This is a genomic window from Streptomyces sp. NPDC005576, assembly GCF_042871745.1.
GTDB lineage: Bacteria > Actinomycetota > Actinomycetes > Streptomycetales > Streptomycetaceae > Streptomyces.
On record NZ_JBIAJC010000005.1, the window covers coordinates 100593 to 119448 of the forward strand.

Annotated in this window: 28 protein-coding genes; 2 read left to right on the plus strand and 26 right to left on the minus strand. The window is 67.9% G+C overall.

Annotated elements, in window-relative coordinates:
- The first annotated feature begins 35 nt into the window (after nt 1–35).
- Together ACFYPN_RS10485 and ACFYPN_RS10490 are read left to right on the plus strand one after the other, a co-directional pair.
- Entirely contained in the window at nt 36–887 is an 852-nt protein-coding gene (locus ACFYPN_RS10485) for a hypothetical protein (protein ID WP_389297692.1), read from the plus strand.
- Nucleotides 888–1085: 198 nt separating this feature from the next.
- Nucleotides 1086–4163: a glycosyltransferase family 2 protein gene (locus tag ACFYPN_RS10490; RefSeq protein ID WP_389297694.1), complete on the plus strand. Its 3078-nt coding sequence runs from the start codon at nt 1086–1088 to the stop codon at nt 4161–4163.
- Between the two features lie 28 nt (nt 4164–4191).
- Here the strand turns inward: ACFYPN_RS10490 and truA are convergent, their stop codons facing one another.
- The 26 genes from truA to rpsS all read right to left on the minus strand — a co-directional run bounded on the left by truA (nt 4192) and on the right by rpsS (nt 18855).
- Nucleotides 4192–5067 carry a tRNA pseudouridine(38-40) synthase TruA gene (gene truA, locus ACFYPN_RS10495; RefSeq protein ID WP_389297696.1) on the minus strand — a complete coding sequence of 292 codons (876 nt, stop codon included), beginning with the start codon at nt 5065–5067 and terminating at the stop codon, nt 4192–4194.
- A gap of 88 nt (nt 5068–5155) precedes the next feature.
- Nucleotides 5156–5698, minus strand: coding sequence for a 50S ribosomal protein L17 (rplQ, locus tag ACFYPN_RS10500; RefSeq protein WP_389297698.1), 543 nt, complete (start codon nt 5696–5698; stop codon nt 5156–5158).
- A 255-nt stretch (nt 5699–5953) separates the two neighbouring features.
- The gene (locus tag ACFYPN_RS10505; RefSeq protein WP_024755423.1) at nt 5954–6976 is read right to left on the minus strand and encodes a DNA-directed RNA polymerase subunit alpha; all 1023 of its coding nucleotides are present in this window, start codon (nt 6974–6976) and stop codon (nt 5954–5956) included.
- A 143-nt stretch (nt 6977–7119) separates the two neighbouring features.
- Nucleotides 7120–7524 carry a 30S ribosomal protein S11 gene (gene rpsK / locus ACFYPN_RS10510; protein WP_003956432.1) on the minus strand — a complete coding sequence of 135 codons (405 nt, stop codon included), beginning with the start codon at nt 7522–7524 and terminating at the stop codon, nt 7120–7122.
- Nucleotides 7525–7625: 101 nt separating this feature from the next.
- Nucleotides 7626–8006, minus strand: coding sequence for a 30S ribosomal protein S13 (gene rpsM, locus ACFYPN_RS10515; protein ID WP_275493836.1), 381 nt, complete (start codon nt 8004–8006; stop codon nt 7626–7628).
- Between the two features lie 194 nt (nt 8007–8200).
- Nucleotides 8201–8314, minus strand: coding sequence for a 50S ribosomal protein L36 (rpmJ, locus tag ACFYPN_RS10520; RefSeq protein ID WP_009740505.1), 114 nt, complete (start codon nt 8312–8314; stop codon nt 8201–8203).
- A 60-nt stretch (nt 8315–8374) separates the two neighbouring features.
- Nucleotides 8375–8596 carry a translation initiation factor IF-1 gene (gene infA, locus ACFYPN_RS10525; protein WP_014047798.1) on the minus strand — a complete coding sequence of 74 codons (222 nt, stop codon included), beginning with the start codon at nt 8594–8596 and terminating at the stop codon, nt 8375–8377.
- 188 nt (nt 8597–8784) lie between these two features.
- Nucleotides 8785–9621: a type I methionyl aminopeptidase gene (gene map / locus ACFYPN_RS10530; protein WP_389297700.1), complete on the minus strand. Its 837-nt coding sequence runs from the start codon at nt 9619–9621 to the stop codon at nt 8785–8787.
- A gap of 168 nt (nt 9622–9789) precedes the next feature.
- Nucleotides 9790–10446: an adenylate kinase gene (locus ACFYPN_RS10535; protein ID WP_358755908.1), complete on the minus strand. Its 657-nt coding sequence runs from the start codon at nt 10444–10446 to the stop codon at nt 9790–9792.
- Nucleotides 10446–11765: a preprotein translocase subunit SecY gene (gene secY / locus ACFYPN_RS10540; protein ID WP_358755906.1), complete on the minus strand. Its 1320-nt coding sequence runs from the start codon at nt 11763–11765 to the stop codon at nt 10446–10448. The genes ACFYPN_RS10535 and secY overlap by 1 nt, the downstream gene beginning before the upstream one ends.
- Nucleotides 11766–11998: 233 nt before the next feature.
- Nucleotides 11999–12454: a 50S ribosomal protein L15 gene (gene rplO, locus ACFYPN_RS10545; protein WP_358755904.1), complete on the minus strand. Its 456-nt coding sequence runs from the start codon at nt 12452–12454 to the stop codon at nt 11999–12001.
- Nucleotide 12455: 1 nt separating this feature from the next.
- The gene (gene rpmD / locus ACFYPN_RS10550; RefSeq protein ID WP_219611742.1) at nt 12456–12638 is read right to left on the minus strand and encodes a 50S ribosomal protein L30; all 183 of its coding nucleotides are present in this window, start codon (nt 12636–12638) and stop codon (nt 12456–12458) included.
- Nucleotides 12638–13243, minus strand: coding sequence for a 30S ribosomal protein S5 (rpsE, locus tag ACFYPN_RS10555; protein ID WP_266705207.1), 606 nt, complete (start codon nt 13241–13243; stop codon nt 12638–12640). The genes rpmD and rpsE overlap by 1 nt, the downstream gene beginning before the upstream one ends.
- A 47-nt stretch (nt 13244–13290) precedes the next feature.
- Nucleotides 13291–13674: a 50S ribosomal protein L18 gene (rplR, locus tag ACFYPN_RS10560; protein ID WP_358755902.1), complete on the minus strand. Its 384-nt coding sequence runs from the start codon at nt 13672–13674 to the stop codon at nt 13291–13293.
- Between the two features lie 2 nt (nt 13675–13676).
- On the minus strand, nt 13677–14216 hold the full coding sequence (gene rplF / locus ACFYPN_RS10565) for a 50S ribosomal protein L6 (RefSeq protein WP_275493830.1): 540 nt from the start codon (nt 14214–14216) through the stop codon (nt 13677–13679).
- A gap of 22 nt (nt 14217–14238) precedes the next feature.
- A complete protein-coding gene (rpsH, locus tag ACFYPN_RS10570) occupies nt 14239–14637 on the minus strand; it encodes a 30S ribosomal protein S8 (RefSeq protein ID WP_266705211.1) in 399 nt (132 codons plus the stop codon).
- Between the two features lie 223 nt (nt 14638–14860).
- The gene (locus tag ACFYPN_RS10575; RefSeq protein WP_024491590.1) at nt 14861–15046 is read right to left on the minus strand and encodes a type Z 30S ribosomal protein S14; all 186 of its coding nucleotides are present in this window, start codon (nt 15044–15046) and stop codon (nt 14861–14863) included.
- A gap of 2 nt (nt 15047–15048) precedes the next feature.
- Nucleotides 15049–15606, minus strand: a complete 558-nt coding sequence (rplE, locus tag ACFYPN_RS10580; RefSeq protein ID WP_037688009.1) for a 50S ribosomal protein L5 — start codon at nt 15604–15606, stop codon at nt 15049–15051.
- The gene (gene rplX, locus ACFYPN_RS10585; RefSeq protein ID WP_275493828.1) at nt 15606–15929 is read right to left on the minus strand and encodes a 50S ribosomal protein L24; all 324 of its coding nucleotides are present in this window, start codon (nt 15927–15929) and stop codon (nt 15606–15608) included. Before rplX ends, rplE begins: the two co-directional genes overlap by 1 nt.
- A 2-nt stretch (nt 15930–15931) precedes the next feature.
- Nucleotides 15932–16300 carry a 50S ribosomal protein L14 gene (gene rplN / locus ACFYPN_RS10590; protein ID WP_003966950.1) on the minus strand — a complete coding sequence of 123 codons (369 nt, stop codon included), beginning with the start codon at nt 16298–16300 and terminating at the stop codon, nt 15932–15934.
- A 108-nt stretch (nt 16301–16408) separates the two neighbouring features.
- Nucleotides 16409–16693, minus strand: a complete 285-nt coding sequence (rpsQ, locus tag ACFYPN_RS10595) for a 30S ribosomal protein S17 (protein ID WP_275493827.1) — start codon at nt 16691–16693, stop codon at nt 16409–16411.
- Entirely contained in the window at nt 16693–16917 is a 225-nt protein-coding gene (gene rpmC / locus ACFYPN_RS10600) for a 50S ribosomal protein L29 (protein ID WP_275493826.1), read from the minus strand. Before rpmC ends, rpsQ begins: the two co-directional genes overlap by 1 nt.
- Nucleotides 16917–17336 (minus strand): 50S ribosomal protein L16, encoded by a 420-nt coding sequence (gene rplP, locus ACFYPN_RS10605; RefSeq protein ID WP_014047785.1) that lies wholly within the window; start codon nt 17334–17336, stop codon nt 16917–16919. The genes rpmC and rplP overlap by 1 nt, the downstream gene beginning before the upstream one ends.
- Before the next feature lie 5 nt (nt 17337–17341).
- Nucleotides 17342–18184 (minus strand): 30S ribosomal protein S3, encoded by an 843-nt coding sequence (rpsC, locus tag ACFYPN_RS10610; RefSeq protein ID WP_358755897.1) that lies wholly within the window; start codon nt 18182–18184, stop codon nt 17342–17344.
- The gene (gene rplV / locus ACFYPN_RS10615) at nt 18184–18531 is read right to left on the minus strand and encodes a 50S ribosomal protein L22 (RefSeq protein WP_026290933.1); all 348 of its coding nucleotides are present in this window, start codon (nt 18529–18531) and stop codon (nt 18184–18186) included. Before rplV ends, rpsC begins: the two co-directional genes overlap by 1 nt.
- A 42-nt stretch (nt 18532–18573) precedes the next feature.
- Nucleotides 18574–18855, minus strand: coding sequence for a 30S ribosomal protein S19 (gene rpsS / locus ACFYPN_RS10620; RefSeq protein WP_023539342.1), 282 nt, complete (start codon nt 18853–18855; stop codon nt 18574–18576).
- Nucleotide 18856: the final 1 nt, after the last annotated feature.

An 18856-nucleotide genomic window follows, 5' to 3' on the forward strand; every position in this document is an offset into this window, starting at 1 on the left:
CAATGCTTGCCGGGCGCGGCATTAGGATGCGCCCCATGAGCTTTGGGCATGGGGGGCCCTCCTGGGGGCCCGGGGGCAGTGGGACTCCGGACTGGGCGGCACTGGCCGAGGAGTCCGCGGCGAAGAGCCGGCGCCGGAAGTGGCTGCTGATCGGGGGCGGCGTGCTGGCCACGGCGGCCGTCGCGGCGATCGTGGCGACCGCGGTCGTGTCGACGGGCAAGGGTGATCCGGAGGCCGGTCCGAGCGCGAGCGCGCTGCCGGGTCCGGCGGATCTGCCGCCGGAGTCCGCGGAACCGGCCCCCTCCTTCTCCTCGGTGGCTCCCGCTCCCCCGCCGGACCCGATGGACTTCATCTCGGACGAGGGGAAGGACAAGCTGCCGATCACGGTGGACGGCTTCTTCCCGGGGAAGAAGCTCACCTCCGGCGACCGCGTCCACCTCAAGGGCCCGACGGCCCGCACCACGCAGTGCGCCGCGGGCACCCAGGGCGCACTGGGCGCGGTCCTCGCCCGGAACGGCTGCGACCAGCTGATCCGCGCCACCTACACCAGGGACGGCGTCGCCGTCACGGTCGGGGTCGCGGTCTTCGGCACCGACGCGCAGGCGAAGAAGGCCGTCGAGGAGTCGGCGGGCGGGGTCGCCTCGCTCAGCGGCGGCGGTGTGCCGACCTTCTGCCGGGCCGGCGTGGTCTGCCGCCGCACGGCGAACTCGTACGGCCGGTACGCGTACTTCTCGGTGAGCGGCTTCACCGACGGGAGGAACGTCACCAAGGACGACAAGGCCGTGTACACGGCCGGCGACGACCTGACCAACTTCACCTTCCACCAGATCCGGCACCGGGGCGAGGCGCAGGCCTCCGCGGCGGCTGCGGCGGCCCCCACCGCCTGACCCGGCCGATCCACCCGGTTCGCCCGAACTGTCCGGCCGACGCTCCCCGTACGACCTGGCTGTCCGTCAACTTCCTTGCCCCACGCACCCACCCGCGCCGCGGCCACCTCCACGGCCTCCTTGTATAGGGTTCGGTTCATCCGCCCGGTACGCGGGGCGGCGACGAGTCTGGGGTGGGCTGTGACGGTCAAGGTGACGGTGGTTGTCCCGACGTACAACTCGGGGAGCCACATCGAACCGCTGGTCCGCTCGATGCTGGACCAGACGCTGTCGCCCGACGAGTTCGAGGTCCTCTTCGTCGACGACGGCTCCACCGACGACACCCCGGCCCGGCTGGCCGAACTGGCCGCCACGCACGCCCACTTACGTACCACCTCCATCCCCAACTCGGGGTGGCCCGGCAGGCCGCGGAACATCGGCGTCGAGCAGGCGCGCGGAGAGTACGTCCAGTTCGTGGACCACGACGATCTGATGGCCCCCGAGGCGCTGGAGCGCCTGTACGCGATGGCGGCCCGCAACGGCTCGGACATCGTCATCGGTAAGGTCGCCAGCAACTTCACCAGCCGGGGCGTGCCGTACGGCCTGATGAGCACCACCCGCGAGAAGTGCACCGTGCGGACCGCCCCGCTGATCGACAGCCTCACCCCGCACAAGATGTTCCGGACGGCGTTCCTGCGGGAGCACGGCATCGTGCACCCCGAGGGTCCGTGGATCCTGGAGGACCAGCTCTTCATGGTCCGCTCGTATCTCAAGGCCGAGGTCGTCTCGGTGCTGGGCGACTACGTCTGCTACACGTACTGGGCACGCGACGACGCGGCGAACGCCGGTACCCGGGCGATGGACCCGCGCCGGTACTACGCCAACCTCCGCGAGATCATGGGCACGGTGGCCGACGGCACCGACCCCGGCCCGGACCGCGACCGGTTGCTGCGGCGCTTCTACCGGGGCGAGATGCTCGGCCGGCTCGGTGTTCCGGCGCGCGGCGCGGTCATCGACCCGCGGTTCGACGGCGACCCCTTCGAGGCGGTCCGGGAGCTGGCCGACACCTTCGTCACGGACGGGGTGCACGCCTCCCTCGCCGCCAACCAGCGGGTCCGCTCGGATCTGCTGCGGCGGAACAGGCCCGCCGAGCTGACCGAGTACACCCTCCGGCAGACCGATCTGACCGCGCGCACCACGGTCGGCGCGGCCCGGTGGGACCGCGACCGGCTGAAGGTCGCGTTCACCGCCCGCTTCGCGGAGGGCGAGGACGGGCCGGGGCTGTTGCTGGCCCGCCGGGGCGACCGGTACGTGCTCGCGCCGGCCCTCACCGACGGGGTCCTCGACGAGCCGGTCGACGTGACCGGGGAGCTGAAGTCGTTCCGGGTCGACGTCCTGCTCCGGCACACCGGGACCGCGCATCTGTGGCCGGCGCCCTCCACCACCTCGCTCACCCTGGAGGAGGAGACCGGCGCGGACGGCGGTGTGCTGGTGCGGCCCGTGCTGCGGGGCACCGCCTCGCTCGACCCGGTGCGCGGCGCGGGTGGCAGCCCGCTCGCCGCCGGCACCTGGGAGGTGCGCGTCCGGGTGATGGGCGCCGGATTCGACCGTACGGTGCCGCTCGGCAACGCCGGTGCCGACGAGTCCGCGCTGCCCGCCGGCGAGGTCCTGGCCGGGCACCGCACCGGGCCCGTCCTCGCCGCGGACGCCCTGGGTACGGGCACCGGGCTGGCTCTCACCGTCACCCCCACCACCGACGCCCCGCGCCCCCGGCCGCCGAAGGTAAGCGTCGTCGTACCGACCGCAGGGGCCACCCCGGAGGCGCTCCACGAGACCCTCGCCTCGCTGACCGCGCAGAGCCTCCCGCAGGAGGAGTTCGAGACGGTCCTCGTCGGGGACGGGGACGGAGAGGTGCGCCCGGCGGCCGGTGCCGAGCCCCGCAACGCCGGGATCGACGCCGCGAGGGGCGACTACGTCCTCTTCATGGAGCCGGGCGATCGCCTCGCCCCGGGGGCGCTGGAGCGGATGTACGCGTACGGCATGGCCAACGACACCGACATCGTGGTCGGGAAGTACGCGGGCAAGGACCGGTCGCTGCCCAAGGAGCTGTTCGTCCGCGACCGGCCGCGCGCCGTCCTCGCCAAGGACCCGCTGGCCGACAGCCTCACGGTCAACAAGCTGTACGACCGCGCCTTCCTGCTCCGGCACGCGCTGCGATTCTCCGCCGGGGACCGCCCGCTCGCGGACCACGCCTTGGCGGCGGAGGCGTATCTGCGTGCCGTCCACGTCTCGGTGCTGGGCGGTCACGTCTGCTACCACTACGGTCCGAAGCGGACCGCCCCGGCGCCCGCCCCCGCCGACTTCTACGCGTCGGTAGCCGATCTGATGAAGGCCACCGACGCCCTCTCCGAGCCGGGGCCCGCCCGCGACCGGCTGCACCGCCGCTGGCTCCGCGTCGAGGTGCTGGACCGCATCGGCGGCAAGGCTTTCTGGGACATGGAGGAGGACGACCGGCTCGCCCTGGTCAGGGACATCCGGACCGCGCTGGCGGGCCGGGCGTCGGCGGGGGCGGTGGCCGGGCTGCCGCTGGCCCGGCGCGTCACCGTCGGCCTCATCGAGGACGACCGGCCCGAGGACGTGGTCCGGCTCGCCCGCTGGGACCGTTCCCTCGCCTGCGAGCCCTCCCTGACCGGCTTCGAGCGCCTGGAGGACGGGGTCTTGCGGGTGTCGTTCACCGGCACCCCGCGTGCGGCCGACGGCCCGGTGGGCGTGGTCACCGGCGAAGACGGCCGCCACACCCTGGCCCCGGCCGGACTGCCGCAGACCGTGCTGGACCGGTTCGCCGGGGAGTCGCTGACAGGCGGCGCGGTGCCGGAGAAGGCCACTGTCACGCTGGTCCTGCGGGAGCGCGACACCGGTGCCGAGTACCGCCTGGCCACGACGTCCGAGGTGCACCGCACGATCGACGGCGGCCTCACCGTCGCCGGTACGGCCGAGCTGGACCCTGCCTCGGCCGCCGGCGGCTCCGCGCTCGACGACGGCCCGTGGGACCTCTACGTCCGGCTCACCGCGCTCGGCTGGACGAAGACCGCCCGGCTGGGCCGGGCCCGCACGGCCGAGGTCTCCGAGGAGCTCGCCGCGGGCCCGCACCCCGCCGACCCGGCCCGCACCATCACCCCGTACTGGACCCGGCCGCACCGCGACCTCTCGCTCCGGGTGGAGACCCCGGCCCCGGTGCCGGCCCCCCGCAAGCAGGGGCTGCTGCGGAGGGCCGCCAAGGCCCTCAAGGGGAAGTAGGCACTCCCGGCGCGCGGGTGACGCCGCCTCAGCAGCAGCCGAAGCCGTCCGGGTCCACGCTCCCGTCGGGCAACGAGCGGACGTTACGTGCCTCCTTGGCCCGGGCGGCCAGCAACTCGTCAGCCGGGTACGCCACTTCCTCCAGGGTGAGCCCGTGCGGCTTCACCACGTGGACGCCGGGGTCCCGCACCCGGGCCGCCAGCACCTCGGCGGGCCAGGGGGCGGGGCGCCGGCCGTCACCCACGAACAGGGCGGCGCCGATCAGCGCGCGCACCATGTTGTGGCAGAAGGCGTCCGCCTGCACGGTCGCGGTGAGGACGCCCGATCCCTCGTCACGTGTCCACTGGAGCTTCTGCAGCGTGCGAATGGTGGTGGCCCCCTCGCGCTTCTTGCAGTACGCGGCGAAGTCGTGCTCGCCGACCATCGGTGCCGCCGCCTCGTTCATCGCGTCGACGTCCAACGGCCGGTCGTGCCAGAGCACATGGCCACGCGTCAGCGGGTCCACCCCGCCGGGCCGGTCGGCCACCCGGTAGGCGTACCGCCGGTGCATCGCCGAGAAGCGGGCGTTGAACCCCGCCGGGGCCTCGGCGGCCCGCCAGATCCGTACGTCCAGCGGAAGCCGCCCCGCCATCCGGCGCAGCAGCTTCTCCCGGTGTTCCTCCCACACCTCGGCCGGCAGATCGACGTGCGCGACCTGCCCCCGGGCGTGCACCCCGGCGTCCGTACGCCCCGCCACCGTCAGGTCGTACGTCCGCGTGGAGCGGGTCACCGTACGCAGTGCGTCCTCGATCTCCCCCTGCACCGTCCGCCGGGACGTCTGCTTCGCCCAGCCGGAGAAGTCCTTGCCGTCGTAGGACAGGTCCAGCCGTACGCGTACCGCACCGGCCTCTGGCTCGTCGCTCACCCGCGCATCCTCTCAATCCCCATCGGAAACGGAACGGGCCCGCACCGCCCCGAAGGGTGATGCGGGCCCGCCAGTGGTCTCAGAACGATCAGGCGTCCTTGGACTCCGTGTCGGCCTCGGCCGGCTTGGCGTCCTCGGCCGGCTTGGCGTCCTCGGCCGGCTTGGCGTCCTCGGCCGGCTTGGTGTCCTCGACGGCCTCGGTCTTGGCCGCGTCTTCCTTGACCGCACGCTTGGTGGCGGCCTCGGCCTCGCCGGTGGCCTGCTGGGCCACGGTCAGGGCCTCGACGAGCTCGATGACCGCCATCGGGGCGTTGTCGCCACGACGGTTGCCGATCTTGGTGATACGGGTGTAACCACCGGGGCGGTTCTCGTACCGGGGGGCGATCTCGGTGAAGAGCGTGTGGACGATGCTCTTGTCCGTGATCGTCTGGAGCACCAGGCGACGGTTGTGGATGTCGCCCTTCTTCGCCTTCGTGACGAGACGCTCGGCGACGGGGCGCAGACGACGGGCCTTGGCCTCGGTCGTCGTGATGCGGCCGTGCTCGAACAGCGACTTCGCGAGGTTCGCGAGCAGCAGACGCTCGTGCGCGGCGCTGCCGCCCAGACGTGCACCCTTGGCGGGACGCGGCATGGTGTTTCTCCTTGTGTGCTGCACCGGCCGTATCAGGTACCGGTGTCAGTTCCCGTGAAGCGGTCGCTCCGCGGAAGTCCATGGGACGAGGACCCGGGGGTCCTCACGGACGGGCCACGACATCAGCCCGTCCGGCGATCGAGGACCACGTCCTCACGGACCGGCCATGACAGCCCGTCCGGCGATCGAGGACAGAACCCTCACCCCGGTCCGGGGCGCCCGGTCAAAAACCCGCGCGCCCCGGCCGGAGGCGTTCTAGTACTGCTCGGTCTCGACGAAGCCCGCGTCCGCGTCGTCGTCGGCGCCGAAGGCGTCGGCGGCGGCGGTCGGGTCGAATCCGGGCGGGCTGTCCTTGAGGGCCAGGCCCATGCCGGCCAGCTTCGCCTTGACCTCGTCGATCGACTTCGCACCAAAGTTGCGGATGTCGAGCAGGTCGGCCTCGGAACGCGCCACGAGCTCACCCACGGAGTGGATGCCCTCGCGCTTGAGGCAGTTGTACGAGCGGACCGTGAGCTCCAGCTCTTCGATCGGCAGCGCCAGATCGGCGGCGAGCGCGGCGTCCGTGGGCGACGGGCCCATGTCGATGCCCTCGGCGTCGATGTTGAGCTCGCGCGCCAGACCGAACAGCTCGACCAGGGTCTTACCGGCCGACGCCATGGCGTCACGGGGACGCATGGCCTGCTTGGTCTCGACGTCGACGATCAGCTTGTCGAAGTCGGTGCGCTGCTCGACACGGGTCGCCTCGACCTTGTACGTGACCTTGAGCACCGGCGAGTAGATGGAGTCGACCGGGATACGGCCGATCTCCTGGCCCGCCTGCTTGTTCTGGACGGCGGAGACGTAGCCGCGACCGCGCTCGACGGTCAGCTCCATCTCCAGCTTGCCCTTGCCGTTCAGCGTGGCAAGGACGAGGTCCGGGTTGTGGACCTCGACGCCGGCCGGCGGCGCGATGTCGGCAGCGGTGACCAGGCCGGGACCCTGCTTGCGCAGGTACATCACGACCGGCTCGTCGTGCTCCGAGGAGACGACCAGCTGCTTGATGTTGAGGATGAGGTCGGTCACGTCCTCCTTGACGCCCGGCACGGTGGTGAACTCGTGCAGGACTCCGTCGATCCGGATGCTGGTGACAGCGGCACCGGGGATCGAGGAGAGGAGGGTACGGCGCAGGGAGTTGCCGAGGGTGTAACCGAAACCGGGCTCCAGCGGCTCGATGACGAACCGGGAGCGGAACTCGTCGACGACCTCTTCGGTCAGCGACGGGCGCTGGGCGATCAGCATGCTGATGTCCTTCAGTCGTGGGCACCCACTATTTGATGCCCGACAGATACAACAAGGGTACGGGCGGTACGCCCCAGAAGGGAGGTACCGCCCGGTCCCACAGGTGTGCGCGAACACAGACGGCCGTCACCGGCCGTCATGCGTCAGACGCGGCGACGCTTCGGCGGACGGCAGCCGTTGTGCGGCGTCGGGGTGACGTCCTGGATCGAACCGACCTCCAGGCCCGTGGCCTGGAGGGAGCGGATCGCGGTCTCGCGGCCGGAGCCCGGACCCTTGACGAAGACGTCAACCTTGCGCATGCCGTGCTCCTGCGCGCGGCGGGCGGCCGACTCGGCGGCCATCTGCGCGGCGAAGGGGGTGGACTTGCGCGAGCCCTTGAAGCCGACGTGGCCGGCGGAGGCCCAGGAGATCACGTTGCCCGAGGGGTCCGTGATCGAGACGATGGTGTTGTTGAACGTGCTCTTGATGTGGGCGTGCCCGTGAGCGACGTTCTTCTTTTCCTTGCGACGCACCTTCTTGGCTGCGCCCTGACGACCCTTGGGGGGCATGTCTTACTCCAGATGGAGAGGGGAGGTGATCGGTCCTACAGCGAAGACCGCTGATTGCTGCTCGGCCGGAGACCCGGACCGCGCAGTACGTCCGCTGAGGACTACTTCTTGCCCGGCTTCTTCTTACCGGCGATGGCGCGACGCGGGCCCTTGCGGGTACGCGCGTTCGTGCTGGTGCGCTGACCGTGCACCGGCAGGCCACGACGGTGGCGAATGCCCTGGTAGCAGCCGATCTCGATCTTGCGGCGGATGTCGCCCTGGATCTCGCGGCGGAGGTCACCCTCGGTGCGCAGGTTGGCATCGACGAACTCGCGGATCTTGACGAGGTCCTCTTCGGCCAGGTCGCGAACGCGGGTGTTCGGGTCGACGCCGGTCGCGGCGAGGATCTCCTTGGACCGGGTGCGCCCGATGCCGAAGACGTAGGTGAGGGCAACCTCCACGCGCTTTTCGCGCGGGATGTCAACACCTGAAACGCGTGCCATTCAATGGCTCCAGTTGTCATATCGGGGGTCTTCCACAGTGCCGCTCCCGACCGCCGACCGCTCGAACGAGACGGTGGTACGCCCGGGTCCCCGGCCCCCGCCGGAGGTGTCGTCAGCCGTGGCTTGGACGGGCACTGCGTATGTACGAATTACGTGCGTCGCGCGAAGAACTGCGAGATGCAGGGGGTCGTGCGTCAGCCCTGGCGCTGCTTGTGGCGCAGGTTTTCGCAGATGACCATGACCCGGCCGTGACGGCGGATCACCTTGCACTTGTCGCAGATCTTCTTGACGCTCGGCTTGACCTTCATGGGATGTCAGGTTCTCCGGGTCAGTGCCATCACCACGCCGAAGCGGGATGGGGGCAAGATCTACTTGTACCGGTAGACGATCCGGCCACGCGTCAGGTCGTACGGAGAGAGCTCCACCACGACCCGGTCATCGGGGAGGATACGGATGTAGTGCATCCGCATCTTGCCGCTGATGTGCGCGAGGACTTTGTGACCGTTCTGGAGTTCCACCCGGAACATCGCGTTCGGGAGGGACTCGATCACGGTGCCCTCGATTTCGATGGCACCTTGCTTCTTGGCCACGCTTCGCCCTTCGAATCGGCTACCTTGATCGACTCCCGCTCTGCCGTGTGCGGACACACGGATGCACGAGAGCCGACGAGTCAGTCTACGTCAGCGGACCCCAAAAGACGAATCCGTCAAGTTTGCCCACCGCCGGTGATCCTTATGCCCCAGTGGGCCACGCAGTGTCCGGCGGAGGGGACCGCGGCTCAGGCCAGCGGGTCCGGCGCGGCCTCGATGCCGTACTGCGCGAGCTTCTCCCGGCCGCCGTCCGGGGCGGTCAGCACGAGCGGGCCCGCCTCCGTGAGCGCGATGGAGTGCTCCCAGTGGGAGGACCAGCTGCCGTCGGTGGTGAGCACGGTCCAGTCGTCGCTGAGCACCTTCGTCTGCGCGGTGCCGAGCGAGACCATCGGCTCGATCGCCAGGCAGACGCCGGGGACCAGCTTGATGCCCTTGCCCCGCTTGCGCGAGACGTAGTTCAGCAGGTGCGGGTCCATGTGCATCTCGGTGCCGATGCCGTGGCCGCCGTAGTCCTCGATGATCCCGTACTTGCCGGTGGCCGGGCGGGGCTGGCGGCGGATGTAGCCCTCGATCGCCCTGGAGATGTCGAGGAGGCGGTTGTTCACCTTCATCGCGGCGATGCCGGCCCACATCGACTCCTCGGTCACCCGGGAGAGCTCGAACAGCTCCGGAGCGTGTCCGGTGCCGACGAAGGCGGTGTACGCGGCGTCGCCGTGCCAGCCGTCCACGATCGCGCCGCAGTCGATGGAGATGATGTCGCCGTCCTTGAGGACGGTCTTCTCGTCCGGGATGCCGTGGACCACCACGTCGTTGACCGAGGTGCAGATGGTCGCGGGGAACCCGCCGTACCCGAGGAAGTTCGACTTCGCCCCGTGGTCGGCGATCACCTTGCGCGCGACCTGGTCCAGGTCGTGGGTGGAAGCGCCCGGCACGGCGGCCTCGCGGGTGGCGGCGTGAATGGCGGCGACCACCAGGCCCGCCTCACGCATCTTGGCGATCTGCTCCGGGGTCTTGATCTGCACCATTGCTGGGCGCCTCTCTGCATCTGCGTCACGGGAAGACGGGCGTCACTGGAGGACGGGCGTCTCGGGAAGACGGGGGGTAGCCGTAGATCCACGATACGGCGACAAACAGCCGGCCGCGGCGCCCTGGGGCACCGCGGCCGGCTGTGGAAGTTACTGCGTGGGTGGTGCTCAGCCCTCGTCGGACTTGAGCGCCGCCATGGCCCGCTCGGTCACCTCGGTGACCTTGCCGAGGGCGGGGATGGTCACGACCAGTCCCTGCTCGCGGTAGTAGTCGATGATCGGCTCGGTCTGCGAGTGGTAGACCTCGAGACGCGTGCGGACCGTCTCCTCGCTGTCGTCGTCCCGCTGGTACAGCTCGCCGCCGCAGGCGTCGCAGACGCCCTCGGTCTTCGGCTGGTTGTACGCGATGTGGAAGACGTGCGAACTGTCGTTGCGGCAGATGCGGCGACCCGCGATCCGCTTCACGACCTCGTCCTCGGGGACCTCAAGGTCGAGTACCGCGTCGAGGGCGAGGCCCTCGCTCTTGAGCATCTCGTCCAGCGCCTCGGCCTGGCCGACGTTGCGCGGGAAGCCATCGAGCAGGAAGCCGTTGACCGCGTCCGGCTGGAACATGCGGTCCTTGGCCATCCCGATGGTCACCTCGTCCGGCACCAGCTGCCCCGCGTCCATGAAGGCGCGGGCCTGCTTGCCAAGGTCGGTGCCCTGGCTGATGTTGGCGCGGAAGAGGTCGCCCGTGGAGATGTGCGGAATCGACAGGTTCTTGGCAAGGTACGCGGCCTGCGTTCCCTTGCCGGCACCAGGAGGCCCGACGAGGACGATTCGCATCAGCGGAGGAACCCTTCGTAATTGCGCTGCTGGAGCTGACTCTCGATCTGCTTCACGGTTTCCAGACCCACACCCACGATGATGAGGATGCTCGTCCCGCCGAACGGGAAGTTCTGGTTCGCACCGCCGAAGCCTGCCAACGCCACTGTCGGCACCAGAGCGATCAGACCCAAGTACAGCGAGCCCGGCCAAGTGATCCTGTTGAGCACGTAGCTCAGATACTCGGCTGTAGGTCGACCTGCCCGGATACCCGGGATGAACCCACCATACTTCTTCATGTTGTCGGCTACTTCTTCGGGGTTGAACGAGATCGCCACGTAGAAGAACGCGAAGAAGACGATCAGGAGGAAGTAGGACGCGATGTAGTACGGGTGGTCGCCCTTGACGAAGTGGTCCTTGATCCAGTTCGCCCAGCCCGCGTTGGAGTTGGAGAACTGGACGATCAGAGCCGGGATGTAGAGCAGCGACGAGGCGAAGATGACGGGGATGACGCCCGCCTGGTTCACCTTGAGCGGGATGTACGTGGACGTACCGCCGTAGGAACGGCGCCCGATCATGCGCTTCGCGTACTGGACCGGGATGCGGCGCTGCGCCTGCTCGACGAAGACGACGAGGCCGACCATCACCATGCCGATGATGATGACCGTGCCGAACTCGATCCAGCCGTCGGCGAGCTTGCCGCTCTCCTTGATGGCCCACAGGGCGCTCGGGAAGCTGGCGGCGATCGAGATGAACATCAGGATCGACATGCCGTTGCCGATGCCGCGGTCCGTGATCAGCTCACCGAGCCACATGACGCAGGCGGTGCCGGCGGTCATCGTGACGACCATGACGATCGTGGTGAAGATCGACGAGTTGGGGACGATCTGGTCGCCCACCGAGCAGCTGCTGAAGAGCGCGCCGCTGCGGGCGGTGGCCACGAGGCCGGTGCCCTGGAGGATGGCCAGCGCGACCGTGAGGTAACGCGTGTACTGGGTGATCTTGGTCGTCCCGGACTGTCCCTCCTTCTTGAGGGCCTCCAGTCGGGGGATGACCACGGTCAGCAGCTGAAGAATGATGCTGGCCGTGATGTACGGCATGATGCCGAGCGCGAAGATCGTGATCTGCAGCAGTGCACCACCGCTGAACATGTTGACCAGACCGAAGAGGCTGTTGTTGCCCTTGCTGGCCTGGTCGATACAGGTCTGGACGTTCTCGTAACTCACTCCCGGTACGGGGATGTGGGCCCCGAGCCGATAGAGAACGATGATGCCGAGCGTGAAGAGCAGCTTCTTGCGCAGGTCGGGCGTCTTGAACGCCCGGGCGAACGCGGTGAGCACGGTGCCTCCTGCGACCCCCGCGCTATGCGTAGAGGTGACGGTCTTGAGGTTCGACGGATAAGACGGGATACAAAAAAGTCAGCGTGTCCCCGGGGGAGTGCCCGCGGGTTTAGCACACACGACGCACGCCACCTTACCGGCGACCATGCCCCCCTAGGAACGACCAACCGGGGATGCCTCTTGAAGAGGCATCCCCGGTCGGGTGTTCAGACCATCGAGTTGTCCGAGTTGTCTCAGACGAGCTCGGTGACGCTGCCGCCGGCGGCGGCAATCTTCTCCTTGGCGGAGCCGGAGACGGCGTCAACCGAAACCTGCAGCGCCACGGAGATCTCGCCCTGTCCGAGGACCTTGACGAGGTGGTTGTTGCGCACGGCGCCCTTGGCGACCAGGTCGGCCACCGTGACCTCTCCACCCTCGGGGTAGAGCGTCGCGAGCTTGTCCAGGTTCACGACCTGGTACTCCGTGCGGAACGGGTTCTTGAAGCCCTTGAGCTTCGGCAGGCGCATGTGGAGGGGCATCTGGCCACCCTCGAAGCGCTGCGGAACCTGGTAACGAGCCTTCGTTCCCTTGGTACCACGACCTGCGGTCTTACCCTTGGACGCCTCACCACGACCCACACGGGTCTTGGCGGTCTTGGCGCCCGGGGCAGGCCGGAGGTTGTGGGCCTTCAGCGGGCTGTTCTCCGCCATGTCAGTCAACCTCCTCAACCGTCACGAGGTGGCGGACGGTGTGAACCATTCCGCGGAACTCGGGGCGGTCCTCCTTGACAACCACGTCGTGCAGGCGCTTGAGCCCGAGCGAACGCAGGGTGTCGCGGTGGTTCTGCTTGCTACCGATGTACGACTTCGTCTGCGTGATCTTGAGGCTGGCCATTACGCACCAGCCCCGGCACGTGCACGGAGCAGAGCCGCGGGGGCGACGTCCTCGAGGGGCAGACCGCGGCGGGCCGCGATCTCCTCGGGACGCTGCAGGCCCTGGAGGGCCGCCACGGTCGCGTGCACGATGTTGATCGCGTTGGAAGAACCGAGCGACTTCGACAGGATGTCGTGGACGCCGGCGCACTCGAGCACGGCACGCACCGGACCACCGGCGATAACGCCGGTACCGGGGGAAGCAGGCTTGAGCAGAACGACGCCCGCAGCCTTCTCGCCCGTGATCGGGTGAGGAATCGTGCCCTGGATGCGCGGAACCTTGAAGAAGGACTTCTTGGCTTCCTCGACACCCTTGGCGATGGCCGCGGGAACTTCCTTGGCCTTGCCGTAACCGACACCTACGGTGCCGTCACCATCGCCCACCACGACCAGCGCGGTGAAGCTGAAGCGACGACCACCCTTCACAACCTTGGCGACGCGGTTGATCGCGACAACGCGCTCAACGTACGCGGTCTTCTCGGCGGCGCTGGGGCCACCGTCACGGCCCTTCCGGTCCCGCCGCTCGCCGCCACCGGCACCGCTTCCGCGGCGCTGGGGTCCAGCCATTGGAATTACCTCTCTCTGTTACGTCCGCTGTGCGTAGGAACCGGGGCTTAGAACTTCAGCCCGGCTTCACGGGCGGCGTCAGCCAGAGCGGCAATCCGCCCGGCGTACTGGTTACCACCGCGGTCAAACACGACGGCCTCGACGCCTGCGGCCTTGGCGCGCTCGGCGACCAGGGCCCCGACCTGCTGGGCAAGGGCGCTCTTGTCGCCCTCACCGTTGCGGATCGAGACGTCCAGGGTCGACGCCGACGCGAGCGTGTGGCCCGCGATGTCGTCGATGACCTGGGCCACGATGTGACGGTTGGAACGCGTCACGACCAGGCGGGGACGCTCCGGCGAACCGGAGACGTGCTTGCGGACGCGGATGTGGCGCCGCTTGCGGGCAGCGCGCTTGTACGCGTCGCCCTTGGCGATCTTCACGCCGTATGCCATGGCTACTTACCAGCCTTTCCGACCTTGCGGCGGATGACCTCGCCCGCGTACTTGACGCCCTTGGCCTTGTACGGGTCGGGCTTCCGCAGCTTGCGGATGTTGGCGGCTACCTCGCCGACCTTCTGCTTGTCGATGCCCTCGACGCTGAGCTTCGTGGGCGACTCGACCTTGAAGGTGATGCCATCCGGAGCCTCGATGAGGATCGGGTGGCTGTAGCCCAGGGCGAACTCCAGGTTGGAGCCCTTCGCCTGGACGCGGTAACCGACACCGCTGATTTCGAGCGCCTTGCTGTATCCCTGGGTCACGCCGGTGATCATGTTCGCCACCAGCGTGCGGGACAGGCCGTGAAGGGCCTTGTTCTGACGCTCGTCGTTCGGGCGGACGACGTTCAGAACGCCGTCCTCACCCTTGGTGACCTCGATCGGCGCGGCAACGGTGTGCGAGAGGGAGCCCTTGGGCCCCTTCACCGCGACCGTGCGGCCATCGATGGTGACGTCCACACCGGCGGGAACCTGGATGGGGAGCTTGCCGATTCGCGACATGAGCTATTCCTCCGATTCCCGACTACCAGACGTAGGCGAGGACTTCCCCACCTACGCCCTTCTTGCTGGCCTGCTGGCCGGTCAGGAGACCGTGGGACGTGGAGATGATCGCCACGCCCAGGCCGCCGAGGACCTTCGGCAGGTTGGTGGACTTTGCGTACACACGCAGACCCGGCTTCGAGATTCGCTTGATGCCGGCGATCGAGCGCTCGCGGTTCGGACCGAACTTCAGGTCGAGAACGAGGTTCTTGCCAACCTCGGCGTCCTCGACCTTCCAGCCGGTGATGAAGCCCTCCTGCTGGAGGATCTCCGCGATGTGCGACTTGATCTTGCTGTGCGGCATCACGACGGAGTCGTGGTACGCCGAGTTCGCGTTACGCAGACGCGTGAGCATGTCTGCGATCGGATCAGTCATGGTCATGAGTTGGCCTTCGGCCTCTCTCGCCGGGGTTTCCTGTATGCGCCATCCCTCTCCCCACTCAGTGGCGGGACGGGTGCGGTGCGGGGACCTACGGCGTAGTAAGTCGGTCTTGGGCGGCAGGCGCCCAACCCTTCTAGCCTACGGCATGAAAGGAGGGGCTCCTGCCGCTCAGATGCTTACCGAGAGTCTCCGGGTTTCCCAACGCCCAAAGGGCGAGGGGAAATTACCAGGAGCTCTTGGTCACGCCCGGCAGCTCGCCACGGTGAGCCATCTCACGAAGGCACACGCGGCACAGGCCGAACTTGCGGTAGACGGAGTGGGGCCGGCCGCAGCGCTGGCAGCGGGTGTACCCGCGGACGCCGAACTTCGGCTTGCGGGCGGCCTTAGCGATCAGGGACTTCTTCGCCACGGTCAGTTCTCCTTGAACGGGAAGCCGAGGTGACGAAGGAGGGCACGACCCTCGTCGTCGTTGGTCGCCGTGGTGACCACGGTGATGTCCATGCCCCGGACCCGGTCGATCTTGTCCTGGTCGATCTCGTGGAACATGACCTGCTCCGTGAGACCGAAGGTGTAGTTACCACGGCCGTCGAACTGCTTCGGCGACAGACCACGGAAGTCACGGATACGCGGCAGCGCGAGCGACAGCGTACGGTCCAGGAACTCCCACATCCGGTCACCACGAAGGGTGACGTGGCAGCCGATCGGCTGGCCCTCGCGCAGCTTGAACTGCGCGATGGACTTGCGGGCCTTGGTAACGGCAGGCTTCTGGCCGGTGATCGTGGTGAGGTCGCGCACGGCGCCGTCGATCAGCTTGGAGTCGCGGGCGGCGTCGCCCACACCCATGTTGACCACGATCTTGACCAGGCCGGGAATCTGCATGACGTTCTCGTAGGAGAACTCCTCACGCAGCTTGCCGGCGATTTCCTCGCGGTAGCGCGTCTTGAGACGCGGCGCAGTGGTGGCAGTCATCAGATGTCCTCACCAGTCCGCTTGGCAACGCGGACCTTGTTGCCCTCGTCGTCAAAGCGGTAGCCGACGCGGGTGACGACCTTGTTGCCGTCCTTCTCCACAACCAGCTGAACGTTGCTGACGTGAATCGGGGCCTCAGTGGTGACGATGCCGCCGGTCTGCGAACCGCGAGCCGTCTGACCGGCCTTGGTGTGCTTCTTGACCCGGTTGACACCCTCGACGAGGACGCGGTCCTGAGCAGGGTAGGCAACGATGACCTTGCCCTGCTTGCCCTTGTCCTTACCGGTGATGACCTGAACCAGGTCGCCCTTCTTGATCTTCATGCTTACAGCACCTCCGGCGCGAGCGAGATGATCTTCATGAACTTCTTCTCGCGCAGCTCCCGGCCCACCGGGCCGAAGATGCGGGTGCCGCGGGGGTCGCCGTCGTTCTTCAGAATGACGGCTGCGTTCTCGTCGAAGCGGATGTACGAGCCATCCTGACGACGACGCTCCTTGACGGTGCGAACGATGACGGCCTTGACGACGTCACCCTTCTTCACGTTACCGCCGGGGATCGCGTCCTTGACGGTGGCGACGATGACGTCACCGATGCCCGCGTAGCGGCGACCCGAACCACCGAGAACACGGATGGTGAGGATTTCCTTCGCACCCGTGTTGTCGGCGACGCGAAGTCGCGACTCCTGCTGGATCACGTCTATCTCCTGATCGTCTGCCGGTTCCCGGCGGGGAGCTCCGTAAGTGTCTTACGGAGCTCCCTCACCGAGCCTGGCGGAACCGACCTGAGGGGAACCCCTCAGGAATTACTTGGCCTTCTCGAGGATCTCGACGATGCGCCACCGCTTCGAGGCGGACAGCGGACGCGTCTCCATGATGATGACGCGGTCGCCGACGCCGGCAGTGTTCTGCTCGTCGTGAGCCTTGAGCTTGTTCGTACGGCGGATGACCTTGCCGTACAGGGCGTGCTTCACGCGGTCCTCGACGGCGACGACGACGGTCTTGTCCATCTTGTCGCTGACGACGAGACCCTCACGGGTCTTGCGGAAGCCGCGGTCGGTGTTGGTCTCAGTCACAGTCTTCTCGCTCATCAGGCGCTCTCCACCGTTTCGATGCCCAGCTCGCGCTCACGCATCAGGGTGTAGATCCGCGCGATGTCCTTACGGACGGACTTGAGCCGACCGTGGTTCTCGAGCTGACCAGTTGCCGCCTGGAAGCGGAGGTTGAACAGCTCTTCCTTGGCTTCGCGGAGCTTGTTGAGGAGCTCCTCGTCGCCCAGTTCGCGCAGCTCGGACGCCTTGGTACCGACCGACATCACGACTCACCTGCCTCGCGCCGAACAATCCGGCACTTCATCGGAAGCTTGTGAGCAGCGCGGGTAAGCGCCTCACGAGCAATCTTCTCGTTCGGGTAGGACAGCTCGAACATCACCCGTCCGGGCTTGACGTTCGCGATCCACCACTCGGGAGAACCCTTACCGGAACCCATGCGGGTTTCGGCGGGCTTCTTCGTCAGGGGACGGTCCGGGTAGATGTTGATCCAGACCTTGCCGCCACGCTTGATGTGGCGGGTCATCGCGATACGAGCTGCCTCGATCTGGCGGTTCGTCACGTACGCCGGGGTCAGCGCCTGGATGCCGTACTCGCCGAACGCAACCTGCGTGCCACCCTTGGACATACCGCTGCGCTTCGGGTGGTGCTGCTTGCGGTGCTTGACCCTACGGGGGATCAGCATTTCGGTCAGGCCTCCGTTCCGGTGCTCTCAGCAGCCGGAGCAGCGGCGGCGGGAGCGTCAGCCTTGGGGGCCTCCGCTACCGAACCGGGCTGCTGCGGCTTGCGTCCACGACCGCCACGCTCGCCACCACGGGCGCCACCGCGGCCGGCCGGGCGGTCAGTGCCGCCACGGGCCGGGCGGTTGCCTGCGCGGGCAGCAGCGTTCTCGGCGCGGACCTCGGCGATGTTCTTGACGTCGCCCTTGTAGATCCAGACCTTCACGCCGATGCGGCCGAAGGTCGTCTTGGCCTCGAAGAAGCCGTAGTCGACGTTCGCACGGAGCGTGTGCAGGGGCACGCGGCCCTCGCGGTAGAACTCCGAGCGGGACATCTCGGCGCCGCCGAGGCGGCCACCGCACTGGATCTTGATGCCCTTGGCGCCGGCCTTCATCGAGCTCTGCATGCTCTTACGCATGGCGCGACGGAAGGAGACGCGGGAGGAGAGCTGCTCGGCGACGGCCTGGGCCACCAGCTGAGCGTCCACCTCGGGGTTCTTGACCTCGAGGATGTTCAGCTGGACCTGCTTGCCGGTCAGCTTCTCCAGCTCGCCGCGGATGCGGTCCGCCTCGGCGCCGCGGCGGCCGATGACGATGCCCGGACGAGCGGTGTGGATGTCGACGCGGACGCGGTCACGGGTGCGCTCGATCTCCACCTTCGAGATGCCGGCGCGCTCCATGCCCTTCGTCATCATGCGACGAATGGCGACGTCTTCCTTGACGTAGTCGCTGTACAGCTTGTCGGCATACCAACGGGACTTGAAGTCCGTGGTAATGCCGAGTCGGAACCCGTGCGGGTTTACCTTCTGGCCCATTACCGGGTTCCTTCCTTGCTGCTGACGACCACGGTGATGTGGCTGGTCCGCTTACGGATCCGGTAGGCACGGCCCTGAGCACGCGGACGGAACCGCTTCAGGGTCGGGCCCTCGTCCACGTACGCCTCGCTGATGACCAGCGAAGAGGCGTCAGGGTGGTCGTAGTTGTGTGCAGCGTTGGCGATGGCGCTGTCGAGCACCTTGCCAACCGGCACGCTCGCGGCCTGCGGGGCGAAACGCAGGACCGCCTGAGCCTCCGTGGCATCCATGCCACGGATGAGGTCCACCACTCGGCGGGCCTTCATGGGCGTGACGCGGATGTACCGCGCCTGGGCCCTGGCTTCCATGGTTGTCCCTTCGGTGTGAGTCATAGTCGTTTCCACCCCGCGTTAGCGGCGCTTCGACTTCCGGTCGTCCTTGACGTGGCCGCGGAAGGTGCGAGTCGGCGAGAACTCGCCGAGCTTGTGGCCGACCATCGACTCGGTGACGAACACCGGGACGTGGATCTTGCCGTTGTGCACCGCGATGGTGTGACCCAGCATGGCCGGGATGATCATCGAGCGACGGGACCAGGTCTTGATGACGTTCTTGGTGCCTGCTTCGTTCTGTACGTCCACCTTCTTGATGAGGTGTCCGTCGACGAAAGGCCCCTTCTTGAGACTGCGCGGCATC

Excerpts from the sequence above, each read along its gene's own strand:
- rpsE (WP_266705207.1), bottom strand. The coding sequence starts at position 13,243 with ATGGCTGGACCCCAGCGCCGCGGAAGCGGTGCCGGTGGCGGCGAGCGG.
- rpmD (WP_219611742.1), bottom strand. The coding sequence starts at position 12,638 with ATGGCCAGCCTCAAGATCACGCAGACGAAGTCGTACATCGGTAGCAAG.
- ACFYPN_RS10485 (WP_389297692.1), top strand. The coding sequence starts at position 36 with ATGAGCTTTGGGCATGGGGGGCCCTCCTGGGGGCCCGGGGGCAGTGGG.
- rpsH (WP_266705211.1), bottom strand. The coding sequence starts at position 14,637 with ATGACCATGACTGATCCGATCGCAGACATGCTCACGCGTCTGCGTAAC.
- rplV (WP_026290933.1), bottom strand. The coding sequence starts at position 18,531 with ATGGAAGCCAGGGCCCAGGCGCGGTACATCCGCGTCACGCCCATGAAG.
- rplX (WP_275493828.1), bottom strand. The coding sequence starts at position 15,929 with ATGAAGATCAAGAAGGGCGACCTGGTTCAGGTCATCACCGGTAAGGAC.
- ACFYPN_RS10505 (WP_024755423.1), bottom strand. The coding sequence starts at position 6,976 with ATGCTGATCGCCCAGCGCCCGTCGCTGACCGAAGAGGTCGTCGACGAG.
- rpsQ (WP_275493827.1), bottom strand. The coding sequence starts at position 16,693 with ATGAGCGAGAAGACTGTGACTGAGACCAACACCGACCGCGGCTTCCGC.
- rpsC (WP_358755897.1), bottom strand. The coding sequence starts at position 18,184 with ATGGGCCAGAAGGTAAACCCGCACGGGTTCCGACTCGGCATTACCACG.
- rplR (WP_358755902.1), bottom strand. The coding sequence starts at position 13,674 with ATGGCATACGGCGTGAAGATCGCCAAGGGCGACGCGTACAAGCGCGCT.
- rpsK (WP_003956432.1), bottom strand. The coding sequence starts at position 7,524 with ATGCCCCCCAAGGGTCGTCAGGGCGCAGCCAAGAAGGTGCGTCGCAAG.
- ACFYPN_RS10535 (WP_358755908.1), bottom strand. The coding sequence starts at position 10,446 with ATGCGAATCGTCCTCGTCGGGCCTCCTGGTGCCGGCAAGGGAACGCAG.
- rplF (WP_275493830.1), bottom strand. The coding sequence starts at position 14,216 with ATGTCGCGAATCGGCAAGCTCCCCATCCAGGTTCCCGCCGGTGTGGAC.
- rplP (WP_014047785.1), bottom strand. The coding sequence starts at position 17,336 with ATGCTGATCCCCCGTAGGGTCAAGCACCGCAAGCAGCACCACCCGAAG.
- map (WP_389297700.1), bottom strand. The coding sequence starts at position 9,621 with ATGGTGCAGATCAAGACCCCGGAGCAGATCGCCAAGATGCGTGAGGCG.
- rpsM (WP_275493836.1), bottom strand. The coding sequence starts at position 8,006 with ATGGCACGCGTTTCAGGTGTTGACATCCCGCGCGAAAAGCGCGTGGAG.
- rplE (WP_037688009.1), bottom strand. The coding sequence starts at position 15,606 with ATGACTGCCACCACTGCGCCGCGTCTCAAGACGCGCTACCGCGAGGAA.
- rpsS (WP_023539342.1), bottom strand. The coding sequence starts at position 18,855 with ATGCCGCGCAGTCTCAAGAAGGGGCCTTTCGTCGACGGACACCTCATC.
- rplQ (WP_389297698.1), bottom strand. The coding sequence starts at position 5,698 with ATGCCGCGTCCCGCCAAGGGTGCACGTCTGGGCGGCAGCGCCGCGCAC.
- rpmC (WP_275493826.1), bottom strand. The coding sequence starts at position 16,917 with ATGTCGGTCGGTACCAAGGCGTCCGAGCTGCGCGAACTGGGCGACGAG.
- rplO (WP_358755904.1), bottom strand. The coding sequence starts at position 12,454 with ATGGCGGAGAACAGCCCGCTGAAGGCCCACAACCTCCGGCCTGCCCCG.
- rpmJ (WP_009740505.1), bottom strand. The coding sequence starts at position 8,314 with ATGAAGGTCAAGCCGAGCGTCAAGAAGATCTGCGACAAGTGCAAGGTG.